The organism is Mycolicibacterium aubagnense (genome assembly GCF_010730955.1).
In the GTDB taxonomy this organism is placed as follows: Bacteria; Actinomycetota; Actinomycetes; order Mycobacteriales; family Mycobacteriaceae; genus Mycobacterium; species Mycobacterium aubagnense.
The window spans coordinates 411,923-426,496 of record NZ_AP022577.1 but is presented as its reverse complement, the minus strand read 5'-3'; the positions used below and the strand labels follow the sequence as shown (position 1 = coordinate 426,496).

Below are 14,574 nucleotides of genomic sequence, written 5' to 3'. Positions count from 1 at the left end.
GGACACTATCGAAAATCTGTAATCATCGGGGCGCCTGAACCGCGAGTTGCAGCACCGCCGGTTACCCTGGCGGGCATGCGATTTCCGGTGGTCCTGGCGGCATGTGCCCTGGTTGCGGGTTGTTCCGCCACATCGGAGCAGCACCGACAGCCTGGCGTGGCGATCTCGGAGCCGTCGTTGTCGGCCACCGCCCCGCCGAGTCGTCCGACGACTCCGAGCCCGAAGACCGCCCCCACCACGCCGCCACCCGCGGGTGCGCCCGTCGCCGATGTCATCGCCTGGGTGGAGGCCGGCGCTCCGGCCGACCCGGCCGCCTTCCATTCCGCAACCCGGGACGGGACCGCCACCAACCTCGGCACCGACATCGCGTTCACCACCTCGTCGGGCGCGAACTGCATGACCGACAAGGAATTCAACGGCGCGCTCGCGTGCCTGATTCATCTGACCTCCCCACCGCCGCAGCCGGCCGACACCTACGGCCACTGGGTCGGCGGCTGGGTCGACTTCGAGGGACCGACCGCTGAAGTCGGTTCGGTACACGGCGATCCAGGCCGCTTCAATACCGGCACCGGACCCAAGCTGAAAGACGGCCAGAGCCTCCGGTTCGGCGACTATCAGTGCCGCGCCGACGCCACCGGGCCGGTCTGCGTGAACTACGCGCGCCGCACCGCGGTCCGGTTCAGCAACGCCGGTATCCAGACCTTCGGCTGCCTGACGCCGGTGCTCCCCGCGCCCGATGGCTTCGGCTTGAAGTTCGCCTGCACCACCGCGTGAGCTGAGGTTCTGGCAGTCAATTCGCCGCGGCGACAGTCACTTTCGGTTCGTGCACGGCTGGCCCTGGCTCCGGCGCGTAGAGCGAGTCGATCTGCTCGGCATACTTGTCGACGATGGGGCGTCGTTTGAGCTTCATGGTCAGCGTGATCTCCTCTCCCCCGGGCTCCCAGAACGTCGGCAACACCGAGAACCGCTTGATCTGCTCGACGCGCGACAACTCCGTATTGCCTTGGGCCACACCGGCGGCGATCTGCGCGATCAATTCGGGATCGGCCGCGAGGGCCTCCGGAGAGGAGTCGGCGAGACCACGCTGCGCGGCGTAGGGAGCCGCCGACTCGGCGTCGAGCACGATGAGCGCCGTGTTGTACGGCCGGGCGTCACCGATGGCCATCACCACGCCGATCAGCGGGCAGGCGGCTTTGATCGCCTTCTCGATATTAGCCGGCGACATGTTCTTGCCCGCCGAGTTGATCATCAATTCCTTCTTGCGGTCCACGATGGTCAGATAACCCTCGTCGTCGATCTGAGCGACATCGCCGGTGTGCAACCAGCCGTCCGCGTCCAGCGCTTCCGCGGTCTTGGCCGGCTCCTTGCGGTAGCCCTTCATCACCAGCGGTGCCCGCACCAGGAGTTCGCCGTCATCGGCCAGCCGGCATTCGACTCCGGGCAGCGGTCTGCCGACGGTGCCGAGTTTGGTGTCGCGCGGATGACTCACTGTGGCAACGCAACTCAGTTCCGACATGCCCCACAGCTCTGTCATCGGAATGCCGAGACCGACGAAGAAACCGAGCGTCTGCTTCGGAATCGGGGCGGCCCCGGACACCGCCCACCGAAGCTGGTCCAGCCCGAGCCGTTCCCGCAGCTTCGACAGCACCAGTTCGTCCGCAGTGGCCCATTCCGCGACGATGTCGTCGGGCACGGGTTGGCGCTCGAGAATCGCGGCGGCCTTCCTGGCGCCGACGGAAAGTGCCCATTGCAGCGCGGCCCGCTTGACCTCGTCCGTCTCATTGGCGACGGCAAATTCGACTGCGGCCTTGAGCTTTTCCCACACTCGGGGCACTGCACCCCAGACCGTCGGGCGGACCTCGGGCAGCGCGGCGGCTACGGCCCGGACGTCGGCGACGGCGGCGATCTGCGTACCGAACACCTCCTGCAGGTACAGCCCCATCAATCGGTCGGCGATGTGCGCAGAAGGTAGGTAGGACGTGCCACGGTCGCCGTAGCGCACGTCGAGGACCTCGTGCACCGCAAACGCCTCGAACAGGATGTTCGCGTGCGTCATCTCGACGCCCTTGGGCTTGCCCGTGGTGCCGGAGGTGTAAATGAGCGTGACGATGTCGTCGGGTTGCACCGCACGCCACGTGGCCTCGAAGTCGAAGTCCGCAGGGGCCGCCGCCGCCAGCTCACCGACGCTCAACGTGCCTTCCGGAGCGCCGTCGATGCAGATGATGTGTTCGATGGGTGCACCGCTTGCTCGGATGCGTTCGACGTATTGTGCCTCGCACAGTACGACCTTGGTGCCGGCGTTACCGAAGACGTGCGCCAGATCCGCCGGCGGCAGCGTGTTGTACACCGAGAACGCGGTGGCGCCGACATGTTGCGCGCCGACCTCCAGTGGATAGAACTCCACCCGGTTGCACATCATCAGCGACACGGTGTCGCCGCGAGTCACGCCGAGCCCGCTCAGCCCGGCGGCAACGGCGCGCACCTGAGCGGCGTACTGCGCCCAGGTCAGGGTCGGTCCGCCGCCAGCGGTGCGCAACGCAACCGCGTGCGGGTCGACCGACGCGGTCTCTTGGAACGCTTCACATAGTGTCGTCGGGCGCTGCGCAGCAGACATTCAGGTGCCCCTCCTCGGTCGGCCCCATGATCGAATCACATACCCGCGGACCACCCGGGGGATTTGCAAATCTCGGCGAATCGCGGTGGCCGAGAATGGGTTCATCACTGTCCGGTGCTCGCACGAAATACGAAGTGCGCTAAACATTTTCAGCTAAACGTTCAACGCACGTGGCGGTGTATGGTCGGGCCTATGGGAATTCCTGTTGCCTCTCTGACGCCGGTCGAGCTGACGGCCCTGCTGACCGTGTACGCCAGGGCCCTGGACAGCCGGGCGCCACGCCCGATCCTTGGCGACACCTGGGCGGACTCGGTGGCGGCGGCTGTCGACTACGACTTCGCCGCACTTGGAGTACAGACCAGCGTGGTCTGCCAGACCGCGCTGCGCGCCAAGATGCTCGATGACCGCGTGCGCGCATTCACCGCATCGAATCCCGATGCGGTCGTGGTCGACCTGGGCGGTGGCCTCGACAGCGGCTTCTATCGGGTGGCCCCGCCGCCGACGGTCGATTGGTACTCCGTGGACCTGGCCGGCATTTCTGCGCTGCGTGAGCAGCTGTTGCCGGCGAATCCGCACTCGCACACGGTGGTGGCATCGGTGGCCGAACCGGACTGGGCCGCAAGGATTCCTGCGGACCGCCCCACCGCGCTCGTGGCAGATGGGCTGTTCGCGTTCCTGACCGAGCCCGTCATCGCCGGCGTGTTCCGCAGCGTCACCGAACATTTCCACCGCGGCGAGCTGGCGTTCAACGACTACGGACAGTTCGGACCGATCAGCCTGGCCGCCTTCAAGTATCTGCCGCAGAAGATGTTCAAAGACGTTGGCAGCCAATTGGGTTATGCGGGTTTCAAGGATGCACGGCATCCCTTGAGCTGGAATCCGCGAATGCAACTCATCGAAGAAGCCAGCCTGGCCCACCAGCCCGAGGTCGACCTGTTTCCCCGAGTTCTACGGATCGCCACCCGGCTCACGGGACGCACCCGTGCCGGCGCGCGGAAGGCCCGAATCCTGCGTTACCGCTTCTGAACTGGGACTACCCGCCGAGGCAGCCCGGACCCAGCAGCGCCTTCAAGTCACCCATCAACGCCGACGACGGGGTCACCCGCAAGGTCTGGTCCAGCTCCAGCGTGGTGATGCGGTCGCCGCTGATCAGCCGCAGATGTACCTGCGACGTGCCCGGATGGTGCGACAGCACCTGCTTGAGTGCGCTGACCTTCTCCGGGGTGCACTGCCGGGTCGGCAGGCTCACCGCGAGCGGCCGGTCCGCCTGGGCATTCGAAAAGTCCGGCACCACAAGATCACTGGCGAAGATCGACACCCGCTCGTCTTCGACCCGGGCCTTGCCGCTTACCAGCACGATGGCGTCGTCCATGATGTCGGCACCGAACACGGCGTAGGTCTTCGGGAAGAAGTTCACCGTGACCGAACCATTGAGATCTTCCAATTGTGCTGAGGCCCAGGGCAATCCCTGCTTGTTGACCCGTCGCACCACGCCCGCCAGAATGCCGCCGATGCGGACCTGGGAGTCGTTGGCGACAGCGCCTTCGAGGATGGCCGGAATCTGGGTGTCCACCTGCGCATTGAGCAGGTGCGCGACACCGTTGAGCGGATGGCCGGAAACGTACAGCCCCAGCATCTCGCGCTCCAGGGCGAGCTTGTGCTTGTCGTCCCACTCGTCGTCGGGGACCTTGATGGTGAACGCCGCATCCCCACTGTCACCCGAATCACCGCCGCCGAACAGATCGAACTGACCCATGGCCTCGGCCTTCTTGGTGCCGAGCACCGAGTCGACCGCATCAGCGTGCACCAGGAACAGGCCCTTGCGGGCATGGCCCAGCGAGTCGAAAGCACCTGCTTTGACCAGAGATTCGGTGACCCGCTTGTTGCAGGCCGTGATGTCGATCTTGCCGAGGTAGTCGGAGAAATCGGTGTATTTCCCCTTCTCGGTGCGGCCCGCGATGATGGACTGCACCACGTTGGCGCCGACGTTGCGCACACCGCCCAGCCCGTAGCGGATGTCCTTGCCGACCGAGGCGAAGTTGTGCACCGACTCGTTGACATCCGGCGGCAGCACCGTAATTCCCAAGCGGCGGCAATCAGCCAAGTACACCGCGGCCTTGTCCTTGTCGTCACCGACCGACGTCAGCAGACCGGCCATGTACTCAGCCGGATAGTTCGCCTTGAGGTAGGCGGTCCAGAACGACACCAAGCCGTACCCGGCAGCATGCGACTTGTTGAACGCGTAGCCGGCGAACGGGAGCACCGTGTCCCACAACGCGGTGATGGCCGCCTGCGAGAAGCCATTCTGCTTCATGCCGTCGGCGAATCCGCCGTAGGCCTCGTCGAGGATTTCCTTCTTCTTCTTACCCATCGCGCGGCGCAGCAGGTCTGCTTGACCGAGCGAGTAGCCGGCCACCTTCTGCGCGATGTGCATGATCTGTTCTTGGTAAACGATCAAACCGTAAGTCTCAGAGAGAATGTCACGCAGCGGCTCTTCGAGCTCCGGGTGGATGGGCTTGATCTCCTGGAGCCCGTTCTTTCGCTTCGCGTAGTCGGTGTGCGCATCCACACCCATCGGACCCGGCCGGTACAGCGCCAGAACCGCCACGATGTCCTCAAAGCCGGTCGGCCGCATCAGTTTCAGCAGATCCCGCATTGCGGACCCGTCGAGCTGGAACACCCCGAGCGTGTCGCCGCGCGCCAACAGCTCATAGGTTTTCGGGTCATCCAGACCCAGGTGATCGAGATCGAGATCGATGCCACGGTTGGCTTTGATGTTCTCCAGCGCGTCACCGATGACGGTGAGGTTGCGCAGGCCCAGGAAGTCCATCTTCAACAGGCCGATGGCCTCACACGACGGATAGTCCCAGCCGGTGATGATGGCACCGTCCTGGGCGCGCTTCCACATCGGGATCGCATCGATCAGCGGCTCGGAGCTCATGATCACCGCGCAGGCATGCACACCCGCGTTGCGGACCAGGCCCTCGAGGCCCCGTGCGGTCTCGTAGATGGTACGCACGTCGGGGTCCGTGTCGATCAGCGCACGGACCTCGGCGGCTTCCTTGTACCGCTCGTGGTTGGGGTCGGTGATCCCCGCCACCGAGATGTCCTTGGCCATGATCGGCGGCGGCAGCGCCTTGGTGATCCGGTCGGCGATGGCGAAGCCCGGCTGCCCGTAGTGGACACGCGCCGAATCTTTCAGCGCCGCTTTGGTTTTGATGGTACCGAAGGTGATGACCTGAGCGACGCGGTCGCTCCCCCACTTCTCGCTGGCGTACCGCACCATCTCGCCGCGTCGACGGTCGTCGAAGTCGATATCGATATCGGGCATCGACACGCGCTCGGGATTGAGGAAGCGCTCGAACAGCAGACCGTGCGGGATGGGGTCGATATTGGTGATGCCCATGGCCCATGCGACCAGCGAACCTGCTGCCGAACCTCGGCCCGGGCCGACCCAGATACCGACTTCGCGAGCATGGCTGATGAGGTCACCGACGACAAGAAAGTACGCAGGGAAGCCCATCTGCACGATGACGCTGATCTCGTAATCTGCACGGTCGAGGTACTCCTGAGGCGGGCCGGCCGGGAAGCGCCGGTCCAGGCCACGCAGCACCTCCTTACGCAGCCAAGTGGCCTGCGTCTCTCCTTCGGGTACCGGGAAGACCGGCATCCGGTCGTGGAACTTCCACACGTCGGCGTAGGACTCGACCCGCTCGGCGATCAACAGGGTCGAGTCACAGGCACCGGGCACCTGGTCGTCCCACATGGCGCGCATGTCCGCCGCAGACTTGAGGTAGTAGCCGTCACCGTCGAACTTGAACCGCGTGGGGTCGGACAGCGTCTTACCGGTCTGGATACACAGCAGCGCCTCGTGGTTGTGCGACGCCTCCCGGGTGACGTAGTGGCAGTCGTTGGTCGCCAACGGCCGGATGCCCAGCTTCTTGCCGATATCCAGCAGGCCCGCACGAACCCGGCGCTCGATCTCGATGCCGTGGTCCATCAACTCCAGGAAGAAATTCTCCTTCCCGAAGATGTCCTGCCACTTGGCGGCGGCCTCGATTGCCTCCTGCTCGTGACCGAGCCGCAGCCGGGTCTGCACCTCACCCGACGGGCAGCCGGTGGTGGCGATGATGCCCGCGGAATGCTCGGCGATGATCTCCGCATCCATGCGCGACCACTTGCCGAGCTGTCCCTCGAACGAAGCCAGCGACGACAGCTTGAACAGGTTCCGCAGGCCCGTCGCGTTCTCCGCGACCATCGTCATGTGGGTGTAGGAGCCACTACCCGAGACGTCGTCGCCCTTCTGGCTGGGGTCACCCCAGGTGACGCGCTTCGTGTTGAAGCGGGACGCCGGCGCGATGTACGCCTCGATGCCGATGATCGGCTTGATGCCCTCTTTGGTGGCGATGTTGTAGAACTCGCTGGCGCCGAACATGTTTCCGTGGTCGGTCATGCCGATGGCGGGCATACCCAGCCGCAGCGCCTCGGTGATCATGGGCTTGACCTTCGCGGCACCGTCCAGCATCGAGTACTCGGTGTGATTGTGGAGGTGCACGAACTGGCTCATAGGGCTGCCAGTCTAAGACGGGCCACCGACACGGCTCGGCGTGTCGGGCGCTGTGTCGCCGGAAGGACTACGACGATGCCGCGACGCCCACCGGTACGCGGTCCTCGGTCGCCCCAACCTCCATTGCCACGGGACCCACCAGCAACCCCATGTGCAACACGTGTTGCAGTTGCTTAGTTACCGCCTCGACGCGGTCTTGATCGTCCACGAGCCCGGCATAGAACGCCAGTCCCCATACCATGGTGTAGAGCAGATCAGCCACAGGGGCCACAGCTGTCCCGGCAGGCAGTTCGCCACGCGCCGCCGCGTCCCGCACCGCCCGGTCCATGAATTTGCGGACGGCAGCCTTCGCGTCCCGCCGCGGGGCCGGCAGGCGGTCGGCCTCGAGGTAGGAACTGACCAACAGCGCCACGCTCTCCGGTTCATGGACACCGGCATTGCGCAATTCGGTGATGAGCACCGAAATCTGGGACGGAAGCGTCGATTCCGCGCCCGCACGGGCAATGCAGAGATCGATCGTCGTCGCGATCTCATTGAGCAGGCAGTGGTAAATGTCCTCGCGCGTCTGGAAGTGGTAGTGCAGCGTGGGACGGCTCAACTCGGCGATTTCGGCAATGGCCTGAATGGTGGTGGCATGGTAGCCACGGACGGCGATCACCTCGCGCGCGGCGCCCAGGATGCGGGCCCGGGTCTGAGCCGAATCAGTGCCTGCCGGGCGACCCCTCCGGCGCGTCGCCTTCACTGGCAGAACATCGAGTTGCACCATGCCACGTCCTCGCACAGGAAAGGGATATTAACGAATTCAGCAAACTCTATGGCATAGCTGAAACGTGGTCAACCGCTACCACGGCAGTGCCCAGCCAACTTATCTCGCGTCGCTCTCCGGAGCGGCCGATTCGGTCCGGTGACCGGCACAGACGGCGTCCCGCTCGGCCCTTGCTCGGCGCTTGCTCGGCGGCGCGTTCTGCGGCACCGGCGGGCCCCACAATTCATTTGCCCGAAAATTTGTCGCGAATGCAGAGATCCCGCAACCGATTGCGGTCTCGAGGTTCCGGGCAAACGGCGACACATAGTGATGTGGTCCACATCGTGGCTGGCACTATGGGAATTGAATGCACTGTGGCTCTCTGCAAGAGTATGAATCCGTGATCGAGCTCATCAACGTCGCCAAGACTTTTGGCGGGTCCGTTCCCGCACTCCGCGACGTGAGCTTTTCCGTTCCCACCGGCTCGGTGTTGGGGTTGCTGGGACACAACGGCGCCGGGAAGACCACAACGGTCAAAATTCTGTCAACATTGCTCAAACCGACTTCGGGACAAGCGATTGTCGCCGGCTACGACGTGGCCCGCGAACCCGCAAAGGTGCGTCAGAGTATCGGTGTCACCGGGCAGGACGCAGCACTTGATCCCCGGCTGACCGGTCGAGAGAACTTGGTGCTGTTCGGGCGCCTGCGCGGCCTGCGGCGCGGTGAAGCCCGCAGCCGAGCTGACGAATTGATTTCGCAATTCGACATGGGCCACGCCGCCGACCGACAGGTCAGCAGTTATTCCGGCGGTATGCGCCGTCGCATTGATATTGCGGTATCCCTTGTGGTTCAGCCGAAGGTGCTTTTCCTCGATGAGCCGACCACCGGCCTGGACCCGCGCAGTCGTCGCGAAGTCTGGAATCTGGTGTCCTCGATGAAGGCCGAGGGCATCACCGTGCTGCTGACGACCCAGTACCTGGAAGAAGCTGACCTCCTCAGCGATTCCATCGTCATCCTCAACGCCGGGCAGATCGTCGCCAGTGGCACCGCCGATGAACTCAAGCGTCAGACCGGGACCAGCTACTGCGAGATGACGCCGCTCCACCCGGACGACCTGCCGCGCATCGCAACGGCACTCTCGGACTTCGACGGCGTCGAGGTCGACAGCGACGCGACCACGGTATCGGTACCCGCCCCCAAGGGCGTGGCAACGCTGACCGAGGTGTTCCGCCGCATGGACGAAATCGGTGTCGAGCTGATCGACATCTCGCTGCGTCGCCCCTCCCTCGACGAGGTGTTCCTGCACCTGACCAGCCCGGTCACCTCGAAGTGAACGCGCTCGCCCTCCTGACGGCTCGCACCCTGGAGCGAGGTCGACTGGATCTGGCCTTCGCCGTCCTGGTGCCGGTCTCGGCATTGATCGGCCTGACGTTCTTGCTGCGCGGCGTCATCTCCACCGGCCAGATGAGCTACGAGCAGTACGTCCTGCCCGCGGTGGTCGTACAGGCGATGTTGTTCGGCGCCCTCACCACCACCGATCGCGCGGCCTGGGAAAAGGCCAGCGGACTGGGCTCCCGGATGCGGACGCTGCCCATCTCGCCCTACGCGCCGCTCATGGCGCGGATGGCCTACTGCCTGATCCGTGGCGTGTTGGCGCTGGTGGCATCGATTCTGGCCGCCTACCTGTTCGGTTTTCGCCTGACCTGCGGATTCGGCTACACCGCTGCGTTTGTCGTGATGGCGCTGACGCTGACGTTGGCGTTGTCCCTCGGTGCGGACGCCACCGGCAGCAAGGCCGGACGCACCGAGGTCGCCAGCCAGCTGCTGATGATCCCGCAGTTGCTCCTCGTCATGTTGTCGACCGGGCTGGCACCCCTCGAAGCATTCCCCACCTGGCTGCATTCCTTCGTGCAATACCAGCCGATCTCCCAGATCACCGAGACGCTGCGTGGCTTCACCAGCGGCGAGGTGGCGACGAGCAATCTGGGTACCAGCCTCGCGTGGTGCCTCGGGCTGCTGCTCGTTTTCGGCACCATCGCCGTTCGACTTCAGGGGCGAGAATCGTGAATTCGACCACCCAGCACCAACATTCGCTACTCACCGAAAGCTGGATCTTCGCGGGCCGGCTGTTCAAACAGTGGCGTCGATACCCGATGGTGCCCATGCAGGCGCTACTCTTTCCGACCTTGCTGCTGGTCGTCTACGGGCTGCTGGTCGGAAAATCGATGGTTCGGTTGACCGGCAGCAGCGGCATGGACGTGCTGATCCCGGTATGCACACTCGCCGGAGCGATGTCCGGGGCCATCGGCGCCGGCCTGGCGGTGCCGTACGACCGCGACAGTGGCCTATTGACCAGACTGTGGATCATGCCGGTGCACCGGACGGCCCCGCTGACCGGCGCGCTGCTGGCCGAGGCGCTACGCACCTTCGCGGCGTCGGCATTCGTCGTGGCGACGGGCTGCGCGATGGGTTTCCGGTTCGACGGCGGCTGGATCGACCTACTGGTCTACCTGATGGTTCCGGTCATCATCGTCGTCGTTTTTGCGACCATCGTGATCACGTTGGCCCTGCGACCACAGGGCCGGATCATCCTCACCTGGACCCAGTCGTTCTGCATGGGTCTGGCCTTCGCCACGCTCATCCCGGCCGACAAAGTGCCGGCGTTGCTCCGTCCGCTCGCGGAATACCAGCCGATCGCCCCGGCTGTGGCGGCCATGCGCGGACTGTCGACGGGCGGTGAGGTGTGGTGGCCGATCCTGCTGACGGTGTTGTGGGCCGCTGCCATCAGCGCGGCGTTCGTGCCGGTGATGTTGCGCGGATACCGCGCGTCAGTCGAGGGCGGCAAAGTCGACGGCTGACCCCAGCCCTCGGATCAGCCGCCCCCGATCGGATTCCGCCTAGGCGGAATCGTCGTCCCCGGACACGTCGAAATGCACCGGCATCTCGAACTCGGCGCGCTTGCGCTGCGCGGCGAAATAACCGTACTGGAACACGATCCCGAGGATCGCGGTCGCCGCCAGCTCCGGCACCGGACGCCGCAGCTCGGCACGCAACGTCGTCCAGGCCTGGGTCAGGGATAGCCGCGCCGGCGCGTGGATGCCCTTGCTGACAAGGTCATTGCGGTGCGCCCAGCGGATGTACGCGTTGCTGTTGCCGTAACGCTTCCACTGGCGGGCCAGATCCCGGATCTCCGTCCGGGGCTCCCATTCCATCAGCACCCGGGTGTCCGTGGCGATGGTGCCGAGCGACTGGTCCTGGATGCGCCAACAGATATCGAGGTCGCCTCCGCCGCGCATCGCCCGGAACCCATCCACCTTCTCGAAGGCAATCCTGTCGATGCCGAGATTGCAGGTCGGGTAATAGTCCGGCCGCGACGGCAACATCCCGACGACCGCCTTCATCGCCCCACCGCCGCGGGGCAGCATGAACGGCTGCATCATGGCAGCCATCCGGGCGGCGATGGTCGGCCCCGACAGGGTGCGAACGTTGGTACAGGACAACACAACTCCCGGTTGCGACTGCAGTATCCGATGCGCGTCGAGCAGACCGGGCAGCGGCCGGCAGCGGCCGTCGATGAAGAGCAGGATGTCGGCGTCGGACCGGCTGGCCGCGACCTGGCGGGCGTAGTACGGACCCCGGCTTTTCGGCAGCGTCACGACGCCCGCGCCCAGCGACCGCCCGACCGCTGCCGTGTCATCGCCGGATGCGTCGTCGACGACCGTGACCCGGTCACCGTCGGACAGCTGATCGAGCAACGGCTGAAGCAGCCGCGGAAGGTGCTCACCCATGTCACGGACCGGAATGATCACCTCGACCGTCTGACCCGGCATGGATCAATCCCCCTTCTCACGTTCATCGAGCACCGGCGCAGCCGCGGATCAGACGTGCAACCCGCCACGTCCGAGGGAGTACACGTGCCACCCCCCTCGCGACCAGTTCTCCCGGTCGATCACGTTCCGGGTGTCGAGCAGGCGCGGCTCCCTCACGACGGATCGGAACGCCGCGGGGTCGATGCTGATGTACTCGTCCCACTCGGTCGCCAACACGATCAGATCCGCGTTGCGGCAGGCGTCTTCGGCGCTGTCGAAGTAGCCCAGCGTCGGGAACCGTCCCTTGGCGTTCTCGATCGCCTTCGGATCGTGCACGCGCACATCGGCGCCCTTGAGATGCATGGCGGCGGCCACGTTCAGCGCCGGCGAATCGCGGACATCGTCACTGTTGGGCTTGAAGGCGGCCCCCAGGACGGCGATGCTCTTGCCGAGGAACTCCCCGCCGACAACCGCCCGCGCCACGGACACGGCCTTTTCGCGCCGGCGCAGGTTGATCTTGTCGACCTCGTGCAGAAATCTCAGCGCGTCCGACGCACCGAGCTCGCCGGCCCTGGCACTGAAGGCACGGATGTCCTTGGGCAGGCAACCGCCGCCGAACCCCAGACCCGCGTTCAGGAATCGCTTGCCGATCCGATCGTCGTACCCCAGTGCCTGGCTGAGCACCGTGACGTCGGCATCGACGATCTCGCACACCTCGGCCATGGCGTTGATGAACGAAATCTTGGTTGCCAGAAAGGCATTGGCGGCTACCTTGACCAGTTCCGAGGTCGGAAGATCCGCCGTCAGATACGGCGTGCCGGCATCGAGGAGGGCGCCGTACACCTCCCGCAGCGTCTTCTCCGCATACTCGGAGGTGACACCGAACACGAGACGATCCGGCTGCAGGGTGTCCTCGATGGCCTTGCCCTCGCGAAGGAACTCCGGATTCCACGCGACTTCGAGTCCGGACGACGTCATCGCCACCTCAGCGGAGAGACGCTGCGCCGTACCGACCGGCACGGTGGACTTGCCGACGATCAGTCCCTCGCAGTCGGCATTGGCGACGACTGCACGGAAGGCGCTGTCAACGTACTCGATGTTGGCGGCGTCGGAGCCGGCCAACTGCGGGGTCCCGACACAGACGAAGTGCACCGCGGCGCCGGACACCGCTTCCTGTGCCGACTGGGTGAAGCGCAACCGTCCGGTGGCGAGCACCGTCGCCAGCAGGTCGTCGAAACCCGGCTCATAGAACGGCGAGGTACCGGCCGACAATGCGGCGATCTTCGACGCATCGGTGTCGTACGCGACGACCTCATGCCCGAAATGAGCCATACAAGCGGCGTGAACGGCGCCCAGATAGCCCGTTCCAATCACGCTCAATCGCATCTAGCTGCACTCCACGTTCTTGCAGTTCGGGCCACCCGAGGGGAGGCAATCCGTCGATTATGTCCCAGCAAATCCCACACCGCTTCGCGACGCCCGTAGCACGGGAACATTTACAGCAACCGTCCAAACCGTGAACGATCTTTCCTGGCCACTTGCTACCCGCTTGCTGTGGAGAAGCTGGGCGGTCATCTCTTAGTACATCACACAACATAGCTGTGGCTACCCTCAGTGACTGCCGACACGTTGCCCAGTACCGGGCCAGCAAACCTCATCCACGAGATCCGCACACAGGACGGTGGGTAAGTAATACAAGTCCAGACCCATACCTGCGACAGGTCTCGGCGCGCACGGCTCGGGGTTCCCCACGCCACTATTCGACCTCGGTTGACTGCAAAAAATCTACACTCGCGTTAGGGTCCCAAATGCCGCATCAAAACAATTCCTGCGCCAGCTCCGTATTCACAGCACAGAGCCCCCAGCCTGGGATTACACCGACCGACACGCCTATGGGAGAGGTCCGGGGAGGGCCATGCACAACACCGGTATCAATCCGAAGACTCCAGTCGACTGGGTTTTGACCTGGGCTGAATTCGTCCTACTGAGCCCACGGCTTCGACTACTTAATCGCAATTCGACAGATCTGGTAATCGGCGACGGAGACGCAAATGTCTCACTGACCAGCTACGGCAAACGAATTTCGTCAGTTTGGCAAACAATCGAGACCATTGGGCTGGGTACCGTCAAGCCGCACCGCCTGATCCTGTGGCTTGATGACGACACCGTGGTCAACGACCCACCAGCCCCCCTGCGGCGGTTGCTGGCGCGTGGGCTGGAGATCCGGCACTGCCGCGATTACGGCCCGCACAAGAAGTACTTTCCGTATGTCAACGAGGTACTGCACGACGAATCCGAACGCGTCCTCGTTACCGCAGACGACGACGTCTACTACCCGGCCACTTGGCTGGCCGAGCTTCTCGAGGCCCACCGGCCTGGCGAGGTGACGGCGTTCCGCGCCCGCATCCGGTCGGCAGCGCCCTACAGCGCCTGGCCGCTGTGCACCACGACCGAGGCGTCCGAAACCGTCTTTGCGACCGGCGTATCCGGCGTCGCCTATCCCCCGGAACTGCTCTGCACACTCCGAGACCGCGGCGACAAGTTCGCCGCGGTGTGTCCCCTGGCGGACGATTACTGGCTGCACTACGCCGCCGTAGCGACCGGAACTCCGATCCGTCAGGTCCGCGATGCCGCCGCCTACTGGTGGCCCAGAGTCACGGTGTCCAACGGGGGGCTTTGGGACAGTCGCGGGACCGCCAACGACGCCATCTCCGAACAGACCCGGCGGGCGTGGCTGTCCGGAAACAGCCGCCCCGCCACCGCCGACAACTGACCCGTCTCCGACACAACCCTGTCGGACCATCCCGACGCGAATCGAATTGCGAGAAGAAATACAGGC

Annotated in this window: 11 protein-coding genes; 6 read left to right on the top strand and 5 right to left on the bottom strand. The window is 64.8% G+C overall.

Annotated elements, in window-relative coordinates:
• Window positions 1-75 precede the first annotated feature (75 nt).
• Complete coding sequence (locus G6N59_RS02220) at window positions 76-774, top strand: hypothetical protein (RefSeq protein WP_138230645.1); 699 nt, start codon at window positions 76-78, stop codon at window positions 772-774.
• A gap of 16 nt (window positions 775-790) precedes the next feature.
• On the opposite strand, the gene fadD11 is transcribed toward G6N59_RS02220, so the two are convergent.
• On the bottom strand, window positions 791-2,614 hold the full coding sequence (gene fadD11 / locus G6N59_RS02215; protein ID WP_138230644.1) for a fatty acid--CoA ligase FadD11: 1,824 nt from the start codon (window positions 2,612-2,614) through the stop codon (window positions 791-793).
• A 192-nt stretch (window positions 2,615-2,806) separates the two neighbouring features.
• On the opposite strand from fadD11, the gene G6N59_RS02210 reads away from it, so the two are divergent.
• On the top strand, window positions 2,807-3,640 hold the full coding sequence (locus tag G6N59_RS02210) for a class I SAM-dependent methyltransferase (RefSeq protein ID WP_138230643.1): 834 nt from the start codon (window positions 2,807-2,809) through the stop codon (window positions 3,638-3,640).
• Between the two features lie 7 nt (window positions 3,641-3,647).
• Here G6N59_RS02210 and dnaE read toward each other — a convergent pair whose 3' ends face one another.
• Window positions 3,648-7,181, bottom strand: a complete 3,534-nt coding sequence (gene dnaE, locus G6N59_RS02205; protein ID WP_138230642.1) for a DNA polymerase III subunit alpha — start codon at window positions 7,179-7,181, stop codon at window positions 3,648-3,650.
• A 67-nt stretch (window positions 7,182-7,248) separates the two neighbouring features.
• Window positions 7,249-7,947: a TetR/AcrR family transcriptional regulator gene (locus tag G6N59_RS02200; RefSeq protein ID WP_138230641.1), complete on the bottom strand. Its 699-nt coding sequence runs from the start codon at window positions 7,945-7,947 to the stop codon at window positions 7,249-7,251.
• A gap of 379 nt (window positions 7,948-8,326) precedes the next feature.
• Here G6N59_RS02200 and G6N59_RS02195 point away from each other — a divergent pair, with 379 nt between their 5' ends.
• From G6N59_RS02195 to G6N59_RS02185, 3 genes are read left to right on the top strand one after another with little or no spacing between them, the layout of a single operon-like run.
• On the top strand, window positions 8,327-9,259 hold the full coding sequence (locus tag G6N59_RS02195) for an efflux ABC transporter ATPase subunit, DrrA-related (protein WP_138230640.1): 933 nt from the start codon (window positions 8,327-8,329) through the stop codon (window positions 9,257-9,259).
• Window positions 9,256-9,993: an ABC transporter permease gene (locus tag G6N59_RS02190; RefSeq protein WP_138230639.1), complete on the top strand. Its 738-nt coding sequence runs from the start codon at window positions 9,256-9,258 to the stop codon at window positions 9,991-9,993. Before G6N59_RS02195 ends, G6N59_RS02190 begins: the two co-directional genes overlap by 4 nt.
• Window positions 9,990-10,784, top strand: coding sequence for an ABC-2 transporter permease (locus tag G6N59_RS02185; protein WP_138230638.1), 795 nt, complete (start codon window positions 9,990-9,992; stop codon window positions 10,782-10,784). Before G6N59_RS02190 ends, G6N59_RS02185 begins: the two co-directional genes overlap by 4 nt.
• A 39-nt stretch (window positions 10,785-10,823) precedes the next feature.
• On the opposite strand, the gene G6N59_RS02180 is transcribed toward G6N59_RS02185, so the two are convergent.
• Window positions 10,824-11,756, bottom strand: coding sequence for a glycosyltransferase family 2 protein (locus tag G6N59_RS02180; RefSeq protein WP_138230637.1), 933 nt, complete (start codon window positions 11,754-11,756; stop codon window positions 10,824-10,826).
• A gap of 48 nt (window positions 11,757-11,804) precedes the next feature.
• Window positions 11,805-13,121, bottom strand: coding sequence for a UDP-glucose dehydrogenase family protein (locus tag G6N59_RS02175; protein ID WP_138230636.1), 1,317 nt, complete (start codon window positions 13,119-13,121; stop codon window positions 11,805-11,807).
• Window positions 13,122-13,902: 781 nt separating this feature from the next.
• Here G6N59_RS02175 and G6N59_RS02170 point away from each other — a divergent pair.
• On the top strand, window positions 13,903-14,508 hold the full coding sequence (locus tag G6N59_RS02170; protein WP_235678723.1) for a hypothetical protein: 606 nt from the start codon (window positions 13,903-13,905) through the stop codon (window positions 14,506-14,508).
• Window positions 14,509-14,574: the final 66 nt, after the last annotated feature.